The organism is Klebsiella sp. RIT-PI-d (assembly GCF_001187865.1).
In the GTDB taxonomy this organism is placed as follows: Bacteria; Pseudomonadota; Gammaproteobacteria; order Enterobacterales; family Enterobacteriaceae; genus Superficieibacter.
Genome location: NZ_LGIT01000017.1, coordinates 136,909 through 158,957, shown reverse-complemented (window position 1 = coordinate 158,957; position 22,049 = coordinate 136,909). Strand labels below are relative to the sequence as shown.

Here is a 22,049-nt window from a genome sequence, read left to right as displayed (position 1 = left end):
GCAGAAAAGCTGTATTCACGCTGCACAAGCTGGTAGAATCCTGCGCCATCACACGTAACGAGCGCCGCAATAATAACGGCGCTTATTTGCACAAATCCATTGACAAAAGAAGGCTAAGAGGGCATATTCCTCGGCCTTTGAATTGTCCATAAAGATCACATTTGGGAGTTGGACCTTGGCTAATATCAAATCAGCTAAGAAGCGCGCCGTTCAGTCTGAAAAGGCTCGCAAACACAACGCTAGCCGTCGCTCTATGATGCGTACTTTCATCAAGAAAGTATACGCAGCTATCGAAGCTGGCGACAAAGCTGCTGCACAGAAAGCATTTAACGAAATGCAACCGATCGTGGACCGTCAGGCAGCTAAAGGCCTGATCCACAAAAACAAAGCTGCGCGCCATAAAGCAAACCTGGCCGCTCAGATCGGCAAACTGGCTTAATCGCCTGATTGCTATTGCTGTTGCTTTGTGAAAAACCCGCTGAATGGCGGGTTTTTTTATGCCTGTTGTTCAGCAGGCGACGGGCAGATAAAAAAAGGCCCTGAATTCCTCCAGGGCCTCAGACTGCTGGCAAGCGTTATACCATGGGTATCATGCCCGACGGCGTTTTGCTCGCACAGGGTATCTCTTAACGCTTTTGTAAATGCTTAGTGATTAGTAAGTACCCAGATCGGTCCAGACATCGCCCTGGTTGCAATTCTGATCCGGCCGATCGCCACAGGACCACCATTTTACCTGGTAGTTATGCCCTTTCCAGCTAACGATTTCGAATTCGCCCCAGGTTGCACCGTAAACGGTATCAGACTTCCACACTGGGTGAGGTGCGTCAGGATCGGCATCTTCCGCCGGTTCTTCTGGTTCGATATAGTCATCTTCATTGTCATAGTCGTAGTCGTATTCATCGTCCTCGTCAGGCTCGATGTCAGAAGATCCCGGAATGACAGAGAGAACAAAACGCTGCTGAGTTGACGGCTCGTTTTTAGAATCACGCACGAACAGTGAGAAGATAAAGTTATTTTGTACATCTACTTTCGGTACGTTGAATTCAATGCATTCTGTCGTTTTATCTTCAACATCAATATCTGCAGGGACGCCCCAGCTGTAGGTCAGTGCATCATTGTCCTCATCAGAGGAGTTAGCACCAGACAGACGAACACGTGAGCCTGCGACGATCAACATTTCAATCGCTGCTTTAGGTGCATGGTTTACTGCTGGAACGATGTCGTCTTCTTTTTCGTCATCGCTCCGATCTTCGTTCCCATCTGTTTGATCTTCGTCTTCTTCTTGTTCATCTTTAGGCTCAACGTTGATGCCTTCGAAGTAAAACGGGTCCATATCGATGACTTCTTTAATTATCTCATAGCCCAGACCTTCACGCGCGGCGTTAACCAGCACGCCGTTATCCTGATCAATAGTCCAGGTAAACACGCCACCCAGACCACGCTCTGCAGCATATTCGCCTTTTGATTTAACGGTACGCGGCGTATCCAGAGAGATGAACAGTCTGGACTCCGGGTTGTACAGATAGTCAGCATCTGCAACCCGATCGGTGTACACGTTGAAACCGTTACGGCCTTTCTGGTTTTCCAGATCCAGGTAGTTGTAAATCAGGTCATACCATTCACTCGTGCCGGACTCAAAAGAACCGGTGGTCGTGCCTTCACCCGGGTTATAGGAACCTTCCAGCGGCGAAAAGCTGGTGATTTCAGTGTTACGGCCGTTACGGCTGTAACCGGCATAACCGATGTTGATACGCTCGGCCGGGAAACCTTCTGCCAGCAGGTAATCAACGATAGTTTCTACAGACCATCCGCCTGCGGTCAGCGCTTTCTGGTTGGTATGGTGAGCCAGAGTTTCTGCCCACGGCGTACCGAAGAAGTCATAAGTCATCACGTTGATGTAATCCATACCGGCATTCATCATTGTGGTGAGGTCAATAAACTCCATTTTTGCAACAACTGCAGAAGCGGCGATAGAAATTTTAACGTCGCTACGGCCTGCCGCATCAAGTTGCTTACGGACTTCGGCAATCAGCAGCGCAAAGTTAGCGCCATCTTCCGGACCGTGCGGGTTACCTGCACCTTCGTCGTTCGGGTATTCCCAGTCCAGATCCACGCCATTGAACATCGGGAACTGTTTGAACAGTTTGACCATGCCTTTTGCAAAGATTTTACGGGAAGCATCTTTGGAGGCGGTTTCATGGAAACCGTTACTCATGGACCAGCCGCCGATGCTCATCGACAGTTCCAGATTGTGGCCCTGTTTTTTCGCTTTTGCCTGCAGGTCACGCAAGCCACCGAGGAAGCCTTTGGTATTAGCCTGAGTAACGGTTTTCGGATCAACATCCCAGCCGCTTACGGTGTGACCAACGTTAACATAGCTCTGGAAATCGCCCCACGGATCGAGAAATGTCGGTTCATATTTTACTTTACCGCACAGTTCTGCTGCTTCAGCAACGACATCACGGTACTGGGTATCAACTTTATGAAAGCCGACGATACCAACGAAACCGGCAATAATTTTGTCATAAGCAGTGGGTGAAACGTTGGCCAGATCGTAACCACGTCCACGCTCGGTCGGGGTATCAATGCCCTGCAAACGGGCGTCGTACTGGGACCAGTCAGTAAAATAACCAAATACTTTTGGTTTTTTAGCATTCGCTTTGTATTGGTTATAAACCGGTTTAGCGACGCGGGCAGAAGTGTAGCTATATTTGCTGTCTTCTGTTACTGGATTAAAACCGTCTGCCGCATTACTGGTTTCGGTCAACGTATCGCTCTTGATTAATTTACTTGTTGCCATGTTAGTTCCTTTTGCATGTGTTAAGGCCACAATTTGTGTGCCTATTAGATAATTTACAAATAACCACGCAAACGCTAATCACAAAGCAGCATCAATAAATAGCCAGACGAAGAGTGATAAATTGATTTAAAAGTGGGTAATAATAAGGCGGCCCGGAAGCCGTCTCAGATAGATAAATTAATCATAAACAACAAGTAATAATGTAAGCTGCTTGTCCTCATCAAGAAATGTTTTTTGTATTGTCGCGTTTGGCGATGTAATAGCAGTATTCAAATTTTCGATGATAATATGACGCTCAAGTTTATTTTTTCTTTGGCACATAATCATCGGCAGGCTTATTTCCTGCCAGCAACCGGACTCCACAACTGCGCCCTTAAAATAAAAATTACCGCCAGCGGTAGCAAAACGCGATGCATAACAGCATACGACCAATAATATGCCTGAAATGACTGGCCTGACAAACATCATAGATAACACTCCTTTGCGTGCATCCGGCATCATTTATATCATTAATGCCCATGATAAAATCATCTCCGCAACATATAACCGGGAAGCCTTCCCGGCCTCCCTTAATGATTAACCTTTTGCTTTTTGAATCGCCATCAGCAGCATATCCTGCGATGTACTGCCGGGAATTACGGTAATTTGTTTCACGTCTGGATTGCTTGCCTGCGGCATCACCACAAATGCAGGCGTTCCGGAAAAGCCCATATGCTGTGCCAGAGAACGGTTGACCATTAGCGCATCGTGAACTGGACCATTATCCTGCATATCTTTAACCGCGGCGATCTGCCCGGCGGTTAAATAATGCTGCGCGCTATTCAGAATGTCCTGTACGGATAAATCACCTTCAACTTTTCCTGATGCGTAAAGCGCGTTATGCCAGGCGAGGTAAGCGTCACCGCCTTTATTCAGCCAGATTTGCTCGCCAATACGGGCAGCCAGACCGGAGGCTGGCCAGCGGGAAGCAAAAATAGGAAACTCTTTAAAAATAAAGCGTACATCCGGGCTCATCTTCATGACCTCCTCGACGACCGGAGCCATTTTGCTGCACCATGCGCACTGGTAATCAAAAAACATCACCACAGCCGCTTTCGCTTTTTTCGGTCCGACAGAAGGACTTTCCGTAGACAGTAAATCCGCCTGGTATTGACGCGCCAGCTGCACATACGCCTGCTGCTGCGCTACCTGCTGGCGCTGATGCAGACTTTCGCTGGCAGCGACCAGGAATTCAGGATGATCGGCCAGATAAGTCGCCATGACTTCACCCATTTTATCCGGGTGAGCGATAAAATAATTTTCTGCAATCTGACCAATCTGCGCCTGCTGGTCAGGGGTAAATGGTGCATTTTCCGCAGCATTTACACCTGAAGCTACACCCGCCACTGCCAGCAATAATGCCAGCTGGCGCATTTTTAACGATTTATAGATCATAACGAACGTCTCTTTCCATGTCGTTGAAGGTAATTATTGACTCAGGTTTTAGCGATCGTCTGCACATCCGCTTTATGCGGTGGCATTACGCCGCCATAGTCGTTGAGAGCTTGCCACTGAAGCAGACAGGGCGATACATGCTGGCACCACGCCAGTTGACGTGATGTGAAAGGCGCAACAACGCCAGCATTATCAATGGGTTTACCATTGGCAAGAACATTAAAAAGCGTAATGTAGAACGGCGTAGGATTGCTCACCGTTACGCCTGCAGACGATCGGGACCAGCGCAGGTGACCATAAGCCCGTTGCGGATCGCCCTGCAGACCTCTGGGGCGATAAATCAGCTTAAGTGCTGAGCGAATCGCCATCTGCACGCTGAAGGGCTCGGCTCGCCCGGCCGGTATTGTTGCCACACTCAGGGTAAAAAGACTTTCCCGATCGGCAGGAAGTGGTACGGCAGTACGAATAAGGCGAATTTTATTTTCCTGTCCGGCGGCAAGTTCAAATAACGGCGGCGTAATGACAAACGGTGCTTCCGAAAACACGACGGTGTCAGCTCCCGGCCATCGTTGTGCAGAAAAAATTTTGCTGTTGATCAACCAGGCCTGCGCTGACACGTTGCGTATCGGCACGTCGATGATGTTTTTTCCTTCAGGATAAATAAAGCGCGTGCCGCCAATAATCACGCCGGCCTGCACCGTTGTCCCAAACATCAGCAGAATAAAAAGGACGAATTTATGCATAGGTTAAAATGAATGTCGCTGACGCATTAGCGGTGCCGGCAACGACCGCCTGACCATTGGCAACATAACGCGCGTAGAAGTTAAGCTGGGCTAATGACTGTCCCCCGATCAGCGTTTTCCTCTGGCTCAGATCGCCAATCGGGATGGGACTTTTATCGTCATTGTAGAGCGCGATAGCTACCCCTGAGGCATTGTCCGCGCCCGCCGTCAGCGCCAGAAGATCGGGATTCTGGCTGTCCGGCGTACCGCTGAAGCTGACCGTCACGCCGCTGGCGGTGCTGCCGCAGTTTTCAAGCGTAATGGTAAATTGCTGGTAAGCAGCTCCTGCCCCTGCCTGATAAAACTGGCGGTTAGAGACGCTGCCCATACTCACCATAATATTCTCCGAGTCGGGAGACAGCGTGCAGGTATTATCAGTAATAGTGCCAGTAATATAAACTCGCCCGGAGTGCGCCTGCACAACGCAAGACATTGCAAGTATCAGTATCAGAAAATAGTTCATTGCCTGTCCTTATTGATAATCCAGATCGAAATACATTACTGCGGTAGCATTACCTGACGTGACCTTTGGAAGCGTAGATTTATAGCGAATATAAAAGGAGAGCGTGTTTCTCCCCGCTTTCAGGGGATAAACCACCGAACTGCTGTTATTAATGTTGACGGGATCCTGATTGTCATCGAGGATCTCAATGCCCACACCGGTGGCCATTATGTTTTCATTACCCATTCCAGTATCGGTTAATGCTAAAAGCGAAGGATCGTTACTGTCCGCCTCGCCGCTAAACCATATTTTTGTCCCGCTGATCCCACGTGAGCAGCTCCTCAGATTAATATTAAAAGGTTTAAATTTCGTAACCGTACCGACAGACGGGAAGTCATCAATGGGAAACTGGCCGAGATCGATACTTTGGCTCAAACTGGAGAGATCGACATCACAGGTTTGTGCCTGAATAGTGCCCGTAAACTCAAGGTTATAATTGTTGTCGTCAGCCAGGCTTACGCCACAGTGAAGTCCAATAAGCAGCAGACTGTTCTTAAGCCATCTCAGGTTGTTCATTTAATCAAAGTCCACTCGCAGGTTTGCCAGAGACGTAAAGGTCCCCTCCACTGGCGTTTCTCCGGTGGTACTAACGGGGTAAGCCTGAAGCTGAATATTGGCATTGCCCGCGGCATCGGTGGTAAACGGTACGGCGCTGGATGCATCATTGGGCGTCAGAATAGCGCCCTGATCGCTGGTGACAACTATCCCGACATCCGGGTTATCCGATGCAATTGACCGGGAAAAATGTGCATCCGGCGTCGCCAGTAAACGCATACTTAAATTGACCTGAGCGTTAGTGCCGTTACATTTCACCGGAACATTAAATGATTTTGCCCGTACGTCGATCGGCTTTTCACCCGCATGAGTAAAGCCACCACTATTGAGGGTGCCAAAATCGACGAGGATGGTTTGCCCGGCATTGATTTCACAGCTCTGCGGCACCGTGACGCTGCCGCCATAGTTAATGGTATAAACTACCTTTGACAGCGGATCGTCACTGGTGGTCGTCACATATACGTTAAACATCGTTTTGTTGGGAATAATAACCGTGCCAACGAATGACTTAACGATCTTAAGCTGGAATAACATTCTGGAGTCATGAATATAAAACGGCGTACCGTTGTTTACGTTCTCGTCATATTGCATAGAGACATAATCAACTGGCGGAAAAATATTTCCAGCCGCTGAGTCCTGAAATTCCATAGCGCCTTCGAGATAATCAGTATCCAGTTTTAAATATTTCCAGGGGCCGCTAGTTTCCACCACGGTTGAAGGCGTAACATAAGAACGAAAGATATGGCTATCAGGTGCGCTCCCTGGCGGGCAGGTTGCCTGTACATTGATATTCTGGCTTTTAGTCAACTGGACCACCTGACCGGATCCGTTCTGTGTAGACGTTAACGTGCGACTAAGATCATAATTTATGGCTGTCGGTGTACCGTTTGTATTTTGACAGATTTGGGCAAAACCACTATTTGTCAGCAACAAACCGGCGAATAATAAAAAACGTGGATTCATTTAATTGCACTCTACCTTTTGCCGCACCAGTGGTTGCTGAGTTTCAGGAAGTTGATAATGCGCCACGCAGCGCTGTTGCGGTCCCTCCCCCCACTGTACGGTTAGTGTTCCATGGGGAGGTAAACCGGATAAGTAAACTTCTCCCCCGTCCCCGACAATCGTTTCCCCATCAATATCATCTCGCGTTACCGTGGCGCCAAAAGGAACGGGTTTTCCAGGATGGAATAGCGTAAGTAAGGCGCGCTCACCTACGTGTGCTTTAAATGATGCACGCACCAGCGCACCTTCTGTTGGAACAACATTAGTAACAGCGTCGTCGACATCTACATTGTCCGCCATAGAATCGACATCCAGCGCCATACGATTCTGGCGATACGTTGTGGCATAGGGGACCACGGCGTAACCTCGCCAGTCGGTATGGACACCAGGCTCTCCGTCGACCCTGACATTACTCGCCCCGGGCGCAGCGATAAGCACGTTCGTGTTGCCGAGTGGCTGGCTAAAGGTAATACCATGGGCATGGGCAACAATGCCGCCGTTCAGACCGTAGTTCATCTGCCGGTAACCACCGTTATCACTGCGGTTATAACCCACGTTCGCATTACCGTATGCGCCGTCATACTCTACGCTGGCGTTACCGCTGGAGCCGGCACCGTGGTTCTGATACCCCTGCTGAATACTGTAATTCAGGTTGTTATCATCCAGCAGCGTGCCGTTAATTCCGGTATTCTGCGTAACGTTGTGCTGTCTATCGGTGCTGGCACTATAAGTGGCATACACGTTGTGATGATGCCCGACGCCATAGTCCGCTTTTGATAACCACTGACTCAGCGGCAGCGACAGGCTGAGAGCAAAAATCCGATCGCTTTCGCTTTCTCCAGGCGATTTGGTGTAGTTGTAACTCAGGCTCCAGTTAATGCTCTCCAGCATGCCGCTAAAGCCGATTTGCAGCAGAGAATTGGTTTCATCGGTATGCCAGTAGCTTTGCTTACTGCCGGTAAAATAGACCGACCCCATCATTCCCAGCGGCTGGGAAAGGTTAATCTGCACTTTGCCGCGTTTGGTGTAATAAAGGCTGTAGTAATCCTGCCATTTCGGCGCGTCATCATTATTCTCATCGTCGCGGTCGGTACGGCCCTGCATATGTTGCCAGGCTGTTTCATCCAGCGTATAAAAGCCCGACGTCGAATAGCGATAACCCATTAGTTGTATATGGGTTCCGACCCTCTCCAGCGATTTTGCATACAGTACACGTACCGATTGTCCCTGATGTGAACTGCCATCAACCAGCGTGCTGTTCGCCTGAGTAATGTCTGCCGACAACGCACCGAGATCGCCAAGGTTAACGCCACTTCCCAGCGCGGCGGCCGTATAGTTATTAGCAAGCTGAGTGCCGCCATACAGCGTAAAACCATGCGGCAAGCCCCAAAGCAGCGTGGCCTGCGCGAAATTGACCTCTTTCTTCTGACTACTATTGTCACGGTATTTAGCCAGCGTTGCGGCGTACTTCATCCGGCCTTCACGCTGAAGCGTCGGTACCGCAGAGTAAGGCACAACGTAGCTGTGCAACGTACCATCGGACTCTTTCACTTCGACGGTGAGATCGCCACTTGATGATGTTGAATAGAGATCGTTGATGGTAAACGAACCCGGCGGTACATAGCTTTGATAGATGATGTAGCCATTTTGTTTGATAGACACTTGCGCGTTTGAGTTAGCGATACCGTGGATAGTCGGGGCAAAGCCTTTCATACTGTCCGGCAGCATATTGTCATCAGAGGCGATTTGCAGACCGCGAAAAGGCAGACTGTCGAACACATCGGCCGGGGTATAACTGTCTCCGGCAGTTAACTCACTTTTCAGCGCAATAATATCGCGCTCGACATAAGTACTGATGTGCTGCAGCTTACTTTTATTTTCTTCGCTGTCGCTGTTGTCATTCCAGGTCGAATAATCCCGTAGTCGCCATGCTCCCAGATTCAACCCGCTATTTAAGCCCAGAAAGTAGTTATTACTGTCAATGCCGCCTTTACTACGATCCCGACTATTAGCTCCGGTAAAGTTGTAGTTCAACATCAGCGCGTTAATACCTTCGTCCCACTGTTCAGGAGGAATGTAGCCCCGGGCATAATTGTTCAACGCCGCCTGAGGAATACTGACGTCCAGCCGCTGCTGAGTAAAATCAAAATGCGTGGAGGCGGCCGGGATCGCGGAATCAATGTCAATACAGCTTTCTGCCGGTGCACGGGCGAGAGCAGGAAATGCCTGAAGATCTACCCCCATTTGCGTCAGCGCGCCTGTGGTCAGGCAGGCACTCAGGCCGGTATCATCACGCAGTGCCTGTACTGCGCCGGACAATACCGGCTTCGTCGTGATAAAACGGACATCACGGCTGGCAAAGAAAGTTTTGTTCAAATAGACGTCGACCCGGTAGGTACCGGGTGCCTGCCCATTGCGTTCAAAATGAGAAAGATCCGCCACTGCGGCCGGATCGTCCGAAAGAAAGGCGGGGTTAAAATAATTTTCGGCCCGGCCCGCAGCGGGCGTAAGTACACTTGCCAGCGCCAGTGCCAGCGGGCTTCGCCAGCAGCGCGCAGCAGGGTTCTGCTTAATACGTTTCATAACGTTAACGGCTGGTGCAGGTCTGCGAAGGCGTATCCGCGCCGAAGTCATTGACCGTTTCGAATTTTACTCGCCCATCGCCGGGCGCATTAAGGATCAGGCTGCCTTTTGGCGGCACCATAGTATTGGTTTGCTTAACATTGCCGATGTACAACTCCACCAGCGAGATATAATAAGGCGACGGGTTAAAGAGCGTAACGTGACCATTTTCCAGATGGCAACGCATCGCCGCTGGCGCATCAACAGAGGAAGAAGGCAGATTTGCAGGCCGAATGAACAGTTTAATAACGCTCTGAGTGGCGATTTGCAGTACATTGCCCTGCAGTTTATGTTTATCGACTGACGGGATAGCTTTACTGTTTAAGTAAAATACGCTTTCACGATCCGTGGGCAGCGCCGGTCCGACATACATAATCCGCAACACGTTCTCGTTTTTAGGATGAATGACAAACAGCGGCGGCGTCACCACAAAATCGGCAGATTTAGTCCCATCGGCATTAGCTACCCATGACTGGATCAAAAATACGTTGCTGGCTGAAGAGTTGTTTACGGGCAAGGATACCTGCTTGTCACCCTGCGGGTAGATTACGCGTGTCGCACCCAATGCTACACCCCCCGCCCACGCTTTCACCGTCGTACCCATCATAATGACACTTAGCATCAGCACCGGTGTAAAGGCAATGGCCCGCGAAACAAGCCGGAGTAACAGGTCTTTTTTCATCTTAATTGTTCTTTTCTATCTGGCCTGTGCTGCATCCTTGCAAAAACATGTTCATCGCCTTCCCCAGCGGATGAAGGCGCAAAATTACAGGATCAGGAGTAAACCATGCTGAAGGTCGCTGTCGCCGCTACGTTACCGGCCGTTGCTTCACCTGTTGCAATGTAATCCACGCTCAATGGAACGGTATTTTCACCGTTGATCAGCGTGATCGAAGAGGACGTGTCACCAACGTTCAGGGTTTGACCGTCTGGCCCGTACAGTTGCAGAGCGACATTCGTCGCAGAGCCCGCGCCAGCGGTGTTCGCCAGTGAACCCGGCTGAGTCGAGTCTTCCTGGCCGTTAAAAATAACTGCGGCATTCTGGCTGACGGAAGTATCACAGTCTTCCAGCTTAATGTTGAAGTCTTCTTTCTGGTTAGCCACCATACCTGCAGTGGTTAACTTGCTGGAACGAACCTGACTCAGGGTCACGGTCTGATCAATGGAGTCAGCAGATACGGAACATGCCGCGTCAACAACCTGGCCGACAAAATTGACGGTGCCGCCGTTAACGGTGGCAATATCGCCGGGTTCTGCCATTGCTGTTCCGCTAGCGGTGATGGCAGTGACAACCATCGCGAATAAGTACTTTTTCATATACCCTCTGATAATCTTAATTATGTTGATAGTGACTCTCTCGTTAAATATCTGAGCAATGGCCCACCCGCCAGCCAGCATATTTCTTATACGTTCTGATATAAGAAGAGAAAGAATTCGGCAAACCGGATTCCGGTCGTCATTATTTTTGGTCAATACGCTTTTCGATGTTAAAAATCGGAAAAGATATTTTGGATAGCGCTTTTCAGATTTCAATTTAATTATTGCTAACAACGACTTGAGGTGCAACACCCATGGAATACCTTTAAAGGACCAATCGTAACCCGTTGATATATAGAGATTTAAATTTAAACACTTTTAATAGCACAATCATTGTATTGACTTCGTGGTGGTATTATGCTGATCGCTGTATATATTTCATTTACCCGCAATCAGATTCTGCCTAATAGGCATCTGGCAGTTTTTTTAGCCCGACTAACTTTCCTGAGTCAATAACGATATAGTCACCTTTCTTAAGTTCAGAAAGTATTTTCATGATGCGGCTTTTTGATAATTTAGTCCGACGTTGAATGAAATTGAGAATAGTTATCTGTTGCCGAAATTCCGTCGGATAAGCCCATAGTTCAATCAGTAGCGTTCTTACTTTCAAATAGGAATCAACACCAACTATCTCCTCTGCATGTGCACTTAACGCCACTAAACGCTGCGCGAGAATACAGGCGATATCATACCAGAGTGCCTGCTCATCGGCGATGCGCCTGAAATCACTTTGTAAAATACTATACCCTTCACATGCCGTCTCAGCCCATATATCGTGCTGATGCCATTCCGCAACATCATAAATACTGGCATAACAATCCGTTAATCCCATCACGTTAGGTGCAAATGCAATGCATATTTGACGCTGACTCTTATGATGACAAAATGAAACGATACCTTTTGTCAGAAGAAAAATTCTGGTGCCTTCCTTTTCCTGTCTTAATGGAAAAATCTCACCCTTAGCAAGAGATAGCGGCGTGGCGAAAGGAATTAAGTGGTGTAACAAGTGCTCAATTGTACTTAAGGGCTTAGATTTTTGCGAAAAATTAAAGAAATGCAATGAATTATCGTCGTTGTTTTCTGTATTTTTTAAATTCATTTTCGGTTAGCAGCATTATTTAAAGGATTAAGATAATGCTTAAAATCAAATCGATCAATTTACTATAACTTAAATCAACTTATAGCTAAGCTTACATCTTATTTAAATCAGGGATAAAACATCAATCATTCAATTATAACCGGCGTTACTATTGACTAAGCATAACTACCCTAAGATAACCCTTAACATAAAATCATTAAAAATTTTACAGAAACGTTCAGTCATTTATTTATAACGGCCCGTAAGCTTATCCTTAGGACCGTTAATATCTTTAACGAAAAACAGAACGTAGCGTGATTAAACCAGATAACATGGCGCGGCATAATACTCGCGCATTTTATCTGCCAGCCAGCCTCCGTCTTCGCCATTGGAATGAATAGTGGCGATGCTCACGGTTGAACCGCCGCCCCACAAGACAGAGAAGACGTTATACTCCGGCAGATTCAACGCCTGCATTTGTCCCCAGTCGTAACCCGCATCTTTGCGCAGAAAATCCCCTACCGTCGCTACACCGTACGTTGCTTTATTGAAAGCAATATTTTTTAGGGTAGCCGATATCATTTCAACGTCAGTGCCGATACGCTTATCCCCCATGAAGAAAGAGCCGCCTGATGCAAAATGACTCTCGCTGATTTTTGAGATACCCTCTTCCGCCGTTGGCATATGCCCGCCAGGAATTTGCCAAAGCATGGCGGGTTTATTCAGATCTTTCGCGGCCTGCCTGACCATACCAAGATAGTTGAGCCAACAGGTGGCATTCCAGCCATAATGCGCCAGCGCATCCGGGCTGAAGCAATCGCGCTCAAATTTATCGAATGCAATAAAATCAGGGACGTAGTTGCCGTCATAAACGCCAAGTTCGTTGATAAAGCTGGCAATTTGCTTGCCCTGATCCTGTGGATCGGCATTTTCACGCAATACCCAGTCAGCCGTACCGGTTGACCAGACGTTAGTCTGCCAGCCAAACGCAACATCCGGCGCAAACTGATGAACAATGTAGTTAATTGCCTGAACATAGCCATACAGATCGTTGCTCAATACCGGAAGCGCAGGGATACTGTAGTGAAGCACTGGCGCGAGTGCTTTTACCGCTTCCGCAAGCTGGGCGTTAACCGGTATGCTATTTTTCTGTCTTACCGCCTGATAGCCATAAGGTTCCTGCTGCATTGCGCCGAGAAAATCCGGATTCAGAACGAAAGTTGCCGGAACAGGATGGGCATCATCTTTATAAGACTGTGCAGCCTGACACTGAGTAATTAAATTACCGAAATGATTACATAACTTCTGATTATCCTGAAGATCGCTCACGGCGCTGCCGCCACTGGCATTGGCGGTATACACCACCATTACTGGCATCACCGAACGCCCGGATTCTTTTTCGATCTGCCGCACCAGCGGGACTGTTTTGTGGATCGGCAACAGATCGTAGTCAAGGAAGCCGTCACTGTTAAGATCCATTTCTTTTGCAGGAATAGCATCGCCACCGCCGTCGAATCCGTCATACTTAAACAATGCGCTAACAGGAACATCCCGATACAACGCCGGTGTCTCAGCCGCATTCACGGTAACGCCGCCATGAGCAACATAATCAGGCCAGCCGCGCACCTGTAATGTCACGCCCTTTTCGAAACTGAGCGTAATGACATTACTGTTTTGCAGCAACCGCAGTGCCTCGTTGTTTTCACACTGCCAGATAGCGCCATCAGAATGTACATCGGCAACCTCAACAGCATACATGCCCGGTGCAACGCGCATGGGGAATGACTGCTGCTGACTATGGCTTTCAAGGGTCAGCAGATACTGATATTCCCCCTTCCCGCTTCCACTGCGTAAACGATAATGCTGTGCGGTTGTTCCTTTTGGCAGGCCCAGGACCGTCGCCTTCACATCGACAAAACCCACGGTATCAATATTTTTCTGCTGGTAACCAACGTTAACGACGGTTTCGTGTCCTGCTTGCGGAATTGCCACTGTAGCGTGAGAGGGAGAGCTAATTGACTGGTTATTGAAACAGGCAGATAGCAGACGAACCTCATAACGTTGCGCCGCGGTTAAGCGGGTAACGCGTAATTCTTTGCCCGCAACAAGAGTGACAGTACGCTCGACAACATTATGACTGTTCCACAGCTCTGCGCTAATCACGCCGCCGTTACAGGAGGGGATATCCAGCTTAAGTATGATGGCAGCAAAGAGAACTGCTGGCTGATACGCTATCTGACATTGCTGGCTATCCTGTATGGAATCAAGCGTGACATTCAGCGTCTCCTTCAGCGGGGCAATATGCATATCATCATTTTGCAGATCGGAAATGTTGATAATGTATTGACCGGCCATGAGATCGGTCACGGTTAAAGTCTGACCCCATTCACCGATATAATTTTTAAGCGTGCCATCCGGATACACGAGATCGAATGCAGGCTTCAGCGTTGTTGTTTCTGACTGAGCAGGAAAGATAAATTCTATTTGCCCCTGACGGCCGGGATCGTGTGCCAGCGTCGCCTGCAAATCATTAATCACCACTGGGGTTTGTGTTGCTGCCAGATAAAAATCCAGCCCGGCAGATTTCCCTGCACCCAGCTTCATAGGGCTGTCATTATTAATAGTAATACTATTTTTTTCGGCAGGCCAGCCACCGTCGCTACCCAGCTTAATCGGCTGATTGCCCGTAAGTGTGCCGCTGAATGAACTGTAGGGATCGGGATGCGCGCTGGCAGTAAACGTTATTTTTAGCTGGTTCAGGTCAATGGCCGAGGTATAACCGTTTTTCAGCGTTAATGATACGCGTTGATACCAGCTGTTAGCGTTAATGTCACTGGCTGTCAGCGTGATGCCCTCGCCAAAGGCAGGTTCAGGTACAGGCTGAGGTTCTGATTCTGGTGCTGGTTCTGGTTCTGGTGCTGGTCTAATGTCATCTTCTGGCTCTGGCTGCAGATCCTCATCGTCATCTTCCGGGATCATATCTGTCGGTTCAGATGCCAGCGTCAGGGTAAATTCTGACAACGTTACCGGAACTTTTGCCGCAGCAAGGCTAAAAAAAAGTTCACCACTTTGTCCCGGAGCCAATAACAATGCACCACTATTATTAATGGTCATATCGATCGCATTCGATCGTCCCTGCGGCTGTTCGCGCAAAGTTAAGGGCTGATTTCCCCGCAGATCGCCGCCAAAATTCCCCCACGGATCGGGATGCCCTGAGGCAATGAAATGAATAATGGCGTGGTTAAGATCAACTGTATTATTAGTGCTATTGGTCAATGTCAGCGTGACCTTTTGATACCAGCTCTGCGTATCGAATGCGCTACTCTTAATTGAAATAGCCGACATAATAAATCCTCTATCCTTAGTGGAAAAAGGCCCCGAATTATCGAGGCCCTGGCGTTAACTAAATACAAGTAGCATTAACAAGATGGTTAATTAGTAGGCCCCGAGATCGGTCCATGCACCGCCTGCTCCGCAGTTCAGGTCTGGCTGGTCGCCACAAGACCACCAGTTCACCTGATAGTTATGGCCTTTCCAGCTAACGGTTTCGAAGATTCCCCAGTTTGCGCCATACACTTTATTAGAGTCCCACTCAGCATAAGGTGCCGTTTTGTCGTCTGCCGGCGTCTCATCTTCCGGCTCAGGAATAATGTCGTCGTCCTGAGGTTCAGGAATGATGTCTTCATCTGTCGGTTGTGCATCAGCCAGCGGCGCGACAACATTCAGCACAAAACGTTGCTGAGTTGAAGGTTCATTCCAGCAGTCACGAACAAACAGGGTAAACTGGAACTGAGTTTCTTCAGTCACTTCCGGAACAACGAACTCGATCACTTCAGCCGTTTTATCAGCGACGGTGATGGCAACAGGAACGCCCCAGCTGAAAGTCAGTGCGTCTTTATCTTCATCGGACGATTTCGCGCCGGACAACTGAACGCGTGAACCACCCACAACGCGCATTTCAATCGCCGCTTTTGGTGCATGATTGACCTTCTGGCCTTCGTCTTCGTCTTCGTCTTTCGGTTCAACATTGATGCCCTCAAAGTAGAACGGCTCCATGTCGATAACTTCTTTGGTCAGCTCATAGCCCAGACCTTCACGCGCGGCGTTAACCAGCACGCCGTTGTCCTGATCAACAGTCCAGGTAAATACGCCGCCCAGGCCTAATTTAGCTGCATATTCGCCTTTCGCTTTTACACTGCGCGGAGTGTCCAGAGACATGAACAGTTTAGATTCCGGGCTATACAGGTAGTCAGCATCTGCAACCCGATCGGTATAAACGTTAAAGCCGTTACGGCCTTTCTGGTTTTCCAGATCCAGGTAGTTGTAAATCACGTCATACCATTCAGAGGTGCCGGATTCGAAAGAACCGGTAGTTTCGCCTTCGCCAGGGTTATAAGTGCCTTCCAGCGGAGAGAAACTGGTGATTTCAGCATTGCGACCATTACGGGTATAACCGGCATAACCCACGTTGATACAGTCAGCCGGGAAGCCTTCTGCCAGCAAATATTCAATCACGGTATCAACACCCCAACCGCCTGCGGTCAGCGCTTTCAGGTTGGTATGGTGAGTCAGGGTTTCTGCCCACGGCGTACCGAAGAAGTCATAAGTCATTACGTTAACGTAATCCAGACCCGCTTCACGCAGCGTGTTCACACCTGCATAAGCCAGGTTCGCGACAACAGCAGAAGATGCGATAGAGATAACGACATCAGAGCGGCCTGCCGCAGTCAGCTGTTTACGGACTTCAGCGATCATTAGCGCGAAGTTTGCACCATCTTCCGGGCCGTAAGGATTACCCGCGCCTTCTACGTTCGGATATTCCCAGTCCAGATCCACACCGCTGAACATCGGGAACTGTTTGAACAGTTTAACCAGACCTTTAGCGAAGGTTTTACGGGATGCATCAGTGGATGCCATTTCATGGAAGCCGTTACTCATGGACCAGCCGCCGATGCTCATGGACAGTTCCAGGTTATGGCCCTGCTGCTTCGCTTTTGCCTGCAGATCGCGCAGACCACCGAGGAAGCCTTTAGTGTTAGCCTGAGTAACGGTTTTCGGATCAACATCCCAGCCGCTTTCGGTATGACCGACGTTAACATAGCTCTGGAAATCGCCCCACGGATCGAGGAAAGTCGGCTCATACTTCACTTTACCGCACAGTTCTGCTGCTTCAGCAACCACGTCACGGTACTGGCCATCGACTTTATGGAAACCAACAATGCCAACAAAACCGGCGATAATTTTGTCATAAGCGGTAGGTGATACATTAGCCAGATCGTAACCACGGCCACGCTCAGACGGAGTATCAATGCCCTGTAAACGGGAATCGTACTGAGACCAGTCAGTGAAATAACCGAATACTTTTGGTTTTTTCGCATCAGCTTTGTACTGGTTATAAACCGATTTAGCTACACGAGCAGATGTATAGCTAAATTTGCTAACGTCAGTCGCTGGGTTAAATCCGTCTGCAGCGTTACTGGTTTCTGTAAGGGTATCACCCTTAATTAATTTGCTCTGAGTCATGTTAATTTCCTTTTAATTTAAATTTTGTCGCAGGTCGTTCTGCGGAGCCCATAATCCGCCGGCATCGGCCAAATGGCTAATCACAAAACATCACATATTCAGTTGATACCTAAATCACTAAAATAATGAGACTACAGAGATAAAAGCCTCTTTCTCATCATGCTAACAGCCCTGCATAGCGTTAGTAGAAACGTGTCACGCCCACCCTATTAAATTTCATTTAAAAGCGAATTAAATCGCATTTAAAAGGAGGCATTTTTCGTGAGCGATCTCCTTTTTCTCATTTTTCTCATTTTCAAAATAATAAAACACATGAGAAACTATGGAATGAGTAAATCCTTATAATTAATATTAAAAGCACACAAAACAGGATGTGATTTTCTAAAGGATGATGTTATGAAAACCTATATAATCAATAACAATTGTATCTACAATGAAAGGAATAATGAGTTAAGGAGCATCTCAAACTCGCTGGTTGTTAAAATGACAGCAATGCGTGCGAGATGCCTTAGCTTCATCATTGAAAACTCACAAATGGAAGTTATTGAACGTCAACTGCTCACAACCGCATTATGGGGAAGTCGCGGAAACTTTGTTAACGATGCAAACCTGACACAAATCCTTTACTTAATTCGCCGGGATCTAAAATCATTGGGTGTGAATGATTTTTTAATTACGGTTCCACGAAAAGGGATTCAGGTCAATAGTCAAATCCCGGTAAAATCGATTAATAAGGAAGTTAATAAAGGTTGGCAAATGTTGTTCAAACCGTCAACAAAGATCATGGCGACCGTTATTACTGCGGTAGCCGTCGCCGTCGCGTGCTACTTTACGACTCGCTGATAATTTTAAGGGAATAAAATGAATCCAGTAATTGATGGGATTTTAATAACTGAAGGTGGCTATGCCAATCATCCGAATGATCGCGGAGGAGAAACAAACTGGGGAATTACAGAAAAAACGGCGCGTGCAAACGGTTATAATGGTAGTATGCAGGACATGACGCGCATTGATGCTTACGCTATTCTCGAAAATGAGTACTGGATAAGACCGGGTTTTGATCTTATTTCACAAGTTTCATGGCCAGTCGCATTTGAGCTTTGCGATGCCGCCGTTAATATTGGTCCCCGTCTGCCCTGCCTGTGGCTTCAGCGCTGGCTTAACGTACTGAATCGCGAACAAAAAAATTATAATGATATCAACGTCGACGGTCAGATTGGGCCACGTACGGTGGAAGCGCTGAAAGCATTCCTCAGCTGGCGCGGGGACGAAGGAATGCATGTGCTGGTTGAGGCGCTTAATTGTAGTCAGGGCGCATATTATCTGAATATCACAGAACAGCGCCCGCAAAATGAAGACTTTATCTACGGGTGGATTAAAAACCGTGTAGCATAATAATATAAAAAATGGATCGGCATATAAATAAAACAAATAAGGCTCAAATGAGCCTTATGCTACTATTTTATAATAATGTTATCTTTCATCGTTTTTTTGATATTTTCGCCGATAAATTTGAGAATTGGCCCAGCAAAAATCCCCCCGATGCCTGCTGATAATAACACCATATTGAAGCTAAAGCCTTTTTCTACGGCCACTGCGCTTAATAAAAAACTGGTAAAACACGAAATAACAATCTGATTTAAACAACTCATTACTGCTTTGTGAAAACCTTCAGGCTTCTTCTTACCAGATTTAAGTAGAAAACTGACAAAACCACCCCAGGCACCTGTAGCAATCACAGTGGTCAGGATTTCCATTTCAAGCAGTACAACTTCGGATGTTTCAATATGATTAGAAATTGACATTTTAACCTCCTGTATTTAAATTAACACAAAGAAATTTAAACGAATAAAAACTAAAACAATAATCAATCTATATCATCGGGTAATAGATTTGCTGATGATATAACGGGATAAATCTCTTAACGTCTGAATGAGGAAAGTGTGTGAAACATATCCACAAGCTCCTTGATATCCTTTTTCTTATTACTTTTCTTATTCCATGAAGCATAAACATTAAGGTTTTTAAATACTAACTCAGGAGGCGGCTGCACCATTTTGATGGCATAACGGCGCTGATTTATATAAAATTGAGCCAGCTTTAAAGGCATGAGGGCGATCAATGAGGTTCTCTCGATGATACTGATAATACCGCTGATAGAATCACTGCCGTATCCCCTCATGCGTGCCCCTTTATATATATCATGTTCCTTATGTAACTCGTTATCATTAATCATAATCGGTGAGAAAATACCAGATTGATAGATAGCATGACGGGCTGAATAGAAATTATGCAGGCTCAACTGTTTCAATTCACTAAGAAGATTATCAGCGCTACAGATACAGACGAAGTTTTTAAATTTGTCAATAAGTTGATTATCAATCGCCGGGTTGACAATCGCTTTAGGACTAATAATAAGATCGCAATCGCCGGTGTTTAACAGATGCTCCATATCATGTTCAGTCATGTTGCGTGAAGAAAAATGATGGAGGGAAAATCGTTCAAAAATATCATCTTCATACAATTGCGAAAGATAATAGCTTTCAACAATTTCACTACCTAAAATAGTAATTTTAGGATTTTTAATAGTACCGGGCTCAATAGTTAGCGTACCTTTAACCAGCTCCATTGCATGCCGGAAGGCTTGATGGATCTCAAGCGCTTTGGTCGTAGGGATCAGGCCATCTTTACCTCTGATAAAGAGCTCCTGCTCATAAAACTCCTGTAAACGACTTAATGCCAGGGAAATAGCGGCCGGTGTTACCGACAACCTTTTAGCGGCTTTCGTGGCGTTACCTGCCGATATGACAGCATCGAGCACTTTGATCAGATTATAATCAAATTCCTTGTTGTCACTTTTCGAGCCCATCCATTGTCAGCCTCTGAAATTTAAAAAATGCAATATAGATAATACTCATAAGAATGCAAATAACAGTTTATCAAAAGATAAATAAATCTTGCTGATGAGATTATGGCGTTTGTTGAGAACAATTAATCCACAAAATAGCTTCACTTGAACAACATATATATTTAGCTAAAAAATATCATTTTTAACAAATTTGAGACTATGGCTCTGTTCTATACCACAGGGGGAATTGAGCGCCTCTATTAATATGAACATGAATAATGCCAGGTTCGGCGGACACATCGAGAATAGAATGATGGGCATAAAAAAGCCCGGGGCAGGACCCGGGCTTCTACATAGGTAAATGATATTAGCGAGTCAAATCATCAAAAAACTTCTTCACACCATCAAAGAAACTTTTGGATCGCGGGCTATTGTGCTCTCCGGTTGGGCCGCCGAAGCTATCCTGCAAATCTTTTAACAACTGCTTCTGCTTTTCGTTAAGGCCCACAGGAGTCTCCACGACGACACGGCATAACAAATCGCCCTGCGCTCCGCCGCGTACTGACTTCACGCCTTTACCGCGCATACGGAACAGTTTGCCGGTCTGGGTTTCGCCCGGGACTTTCAGTTTCACGCGGCCATCCAGCGTCGGCACTTCAATTTCACCGCCCAGCGCTGCCATCGCAAAGTTAATCGGTACTTCGCAATACAGATTATTTCCTTCACGCTCAAAAATAGGATGCTGTTTTACCTGCACCTGAACATACAGATCCCCGGCCGGTGCGCCATGCTCGCCGGCTTCACCTTCACCAGTCAGACGAATACGGTCGCCCGTATCAACCCCTGCCGGAATTTTAACGGACAGCGTTTTGCTTTTCTCTACGCGGCCGTGACCGTGGCATTTGGTACACGGATCTTTAATTAACGTCCCGCGTCCCTGACAGTGCGGACACGCCTGCTGAACCGCGAAGAATCCCTGACGCATCTGTACCTGACCGGAACCGTGACAGGTCGGGCACGTCTGCGGCTGGGTACCTTTTTTAGCGCCGCTACCGTGGCAGAGATCGCACTCTTCCAGCGTCGGGATACGGATCTCTTTAGTCACGCCGCGTACGGCCTCTTCGAGCGTTAGATCCATGTTATAGCGCAGGTCTGACCCGCGCGAAGCACGCTGACGACCACGCCCCCCACCAAAGATATCGCCAAAAACATCACCGAAGATATCGCCAAAATCAGCACCGCCGCCAAAACCGCCGCCGCCGCCCATGCCACCCTGCTCGAATGCCGCGTGGCCATATTGATCGTAAGCAGCACGTTTCTGCGCATCGGTCAGAATTTCATATGCTTCTTTAATTTCTTTGAATTTGGCTTCGGCCTCTTTGTCACCCTGGTTACGGTCCGGATGAAACTTCATGGCCAGGCGCTTATACGCCTTCTTGATTTCACGCTCATCCGCCGTTTTCGGAACGCCTAAAATCTCATAATAATCTTGCTTTGCCATTGGTATTTTCAGCCCCTTAACATACGAGCACGGGCGGAGAGGAAACCTCTTCGCCCGTGCTGATTAATTACCCTGCATCAGGGCG

Annotated in this window: 19 protein-coding genes; 3 read left to right on the top strand and 16 right to left on the bottom strand. The window is 47.6% G+C overall.

The annotated features are described in order from the left end of the window. Window positions 1-175: 175 nt before the first annotated feature. On the top strand, window positions 176-439 hold the full coding sequence (rpsT, locus tag AC791_RS18130; protein WP_049841872.1) for a 30S ribosomal protein S20: 264 nt from the start codon (window positions 176-178) through the stop codon (window positions 437-439). A gap of 213 nt (window positions 440-652) precedes the next feature. Here rpsT and AC791_RS18125 read toward each other — a convergent pair whose 3' ends face one another. The 13 genes from AC791_RS18125 to AC791_RS18065 form a co-directional block, all read right to left on the bottom strand. Beyond that, the gene (locus AC791_RS18125; RefSeq protein WP_049841871.1) at window positions 653-2,800 is read right to left on the bottom strand and encodes a glycosyl hydrolase family 18 protein; all 2,148 of its coding nucleotides are present in this window, start codon (window positions 2,798-2,800) and stop codon (window positions 653-655) included. A gap of 177 nt (window positions 2,801-2,977) precedes the next feature. Beyond that, window positions 2,978-3,268 (bottom strand): hypothetical protein, encoded by a 291-nt coding sequence (locus tag AC791_RS18120; protein WP_049841870.1) that lies wholly within the window; start codon window positions 3,266-3,268, stop codon window positions 2,978-2,980. A gap of 108 nt (window positions 3,269-3,376) precedes the next feature. Beyond that, window positions 3,377-4,234, bottom strand: a complete 858-nt coding sequence (locus AC791_RS18115; protein ID WP_049841869.1) for a DsbA family protein — start codon at window positions 4,232-4,234, stop codon at window positions 3,377-3,379. Window positions 4,235-4,275: 41 nt separating this feature from the next. Then, window positions 4,276-4,977, bottom strand: a complete 702-nt coding sequence (locus tag AC791_RS18110; protein ID WP_049841868.1) for a fimbria/pilus periplasmic chaperone — start codon at window positions 4,975-4,977, stop codon at window positions 4,276-4,278. Then, entirely contained in the window at window positions 4,970-5,479 is a 510-nt protein-coding gene (locus AC791_RS18105; RefSeq protein WP_049841867.1) for a fimbrial protein, read from the bottom strand. Before AC791_RS18105 ends, AC791_RS18110 begins: the two co-directional genes overlap by 8 nt. A 9-nt stretch (window positions 5,480-5,488) precedes the next feature. Beyond that, complete coding sequence (locus AC791_RS18100) at window positions 5,489-6,034, bottom strand: fimbrial protein BcfE (RefSeq protein ID WP_049841866.1); 546 nt, start codon at window positions 6,032-6,034, stop codon at window positions 5,489-5,491. Next, the gene (locus AC791_RS18095; protein WP_049841865.1) at window positions 6,035-7,036 is read right to left on the bottom strand and encodes a fimbrial protein; all 1,002 of its coding nucleotides are present in this window, start codon (window positions 7,034-7,036) and stop codon (window positions 6,035-6,037) included. Then, entirely contained in the window at window positions 7,037-9,658 is a 2,622-nt protein-coding gene (locus AC791_RS18090) for a fimbrial biogenesis usher protein (protein ID WP_049841864.1), read from the bottom strand. It lies immediately after the preceding gene. Window positions 9,659-9,662: 4 nt separating this feature from the next. Next, window positions 9,663-10,319, bottom strand: a complete 657-nt coding sequence (locus tag AC791_RS18085; RefSeq protein WP_322842791.1) for a fimbria/pilus periplasmic chaperone — start codon at window positions 10,317-10,319, stop codon at window positions 9,663-9,665. A gap of 152 nt (window positions 10,320-10,471) precedes the next feature. Continuing rightward, the gene (locus AC791_RS18080) at window positions 10,472-11,014 is read right to left on the bottom strand and encodes a fimbrial protein BcfA (RefSeq protein WP_049841862.1); all 543 of its coding nucleotides are present in this window, start codon (window positions 11,012-11,014) and stop codon (window positions 10,472-10,474) included. A 403-nt stretch (window positions 11,015-11,417) separates the two neighbouring features. Beyond that, entirely contained in the window at window positions 11,418-12,113 is a 696-nt protein-coding gene (locus tag AC791_RS18075) for a winged helix-turn-helix transcriptional regulator (protein ID WP_049841861.1), read from the bottom strand. 297 nt (window positions 12,114-12,410) lie between these two features. Continuing rightward, complete coding sequence (locus AC791_RS18070) at window positions 12,411-15,437, bottom strand: hypothetical protein (protein WP_049841860.1); 3,027 nt, start codon at window positions 15,435-15,437, stop codon at window positions 12,411-12,413. Between the two features lie 90 nt (window positions 15,438-15,527). After that, window positions 15,528-17,615, bottom strand: a complete 2,088-nt coding sequence (locus AC791_RS18065) for a glycosyl hydrolase family 18 protein (RefSeq protein WP_049841859.1) — start codon at window positions 17,613-17,615, stop codon at window positions 15,528-15,530. A 396-nt stretch (window positions 17,616-18,011) separates the two neighbouring features. Between AC791_RS18065 and AC791_RS18060 the strand changes: the two genes are divergently transcribed. After that, a complete protein-coding gene (locus AC791_RS18060; protein ID WP_049841858.1) occupies window positions 18,012-18,458 on the top strand; it encodes a winged helix-turn-helix domain-containing protein in 447 nt (148 codons plus the stop codon). 18 nt (window positions 18,459-18,476) lie between these two features. Further along, the gene (locus AC791_RS18055) at window positions 18,477-19,010 is read left to right on the top strand and encodes a glycoside hydrolase family 108 protein (protein WP_049841857.1); all 534 of its coding nucleotides are present in this window, start codon (window positions 18,477-18,479) and stop codon (window positions 19,008-19,010) included. Window positions 19,011-19,072: 62 nt separating this feature from the next. Here the strand turns inward: AC791_RS18055 and AC791_RS18050 are convergent, their stop codons facing one another. The 3 genes from AC791_RS18050 to dnaJ form a co-directional block, all read right to left on the bottom strand. Further along, window positions 19,073-19,420 (bottom strand): phage holin family protein, encoded by a 348-nt coding sequence (locus AC791_RS18050; RefSeq protein ID WP_049841856.1) that lies wholly within the window; start codon window positions 19,418-19,420, stop codon window positions 19,073-19,075. Between the two features lie 116 nt (window positions 19,421-19,536). Next, window positions 19,537-20,484 (bottom strand): LysR family transcriptional regulator, encoded by a 948-nt coding sequence (locus AC791_RS18045; protein WP_049841855.1) that lies wholly within the window; start codon window positions 20,482-20,484, stop codon window positions 19,537-19,539. A gap of 346 nt (window positions 20,485-20,830) precedes the next feature. After that, on the bottom strand, window positions 20,831-21,964 hold the full coding sequence (gene dnaJ, locus AC791_RS18040; protein ID WP_049841854.1) for a molecular chaperone DnaJ: 1,134 nt from the start codon (window positions 21,962-21,964) through the stop codon (window positions 20,831-20,833). Window positions 21,965-22,049: the final 85 nt, after the last annotated feature.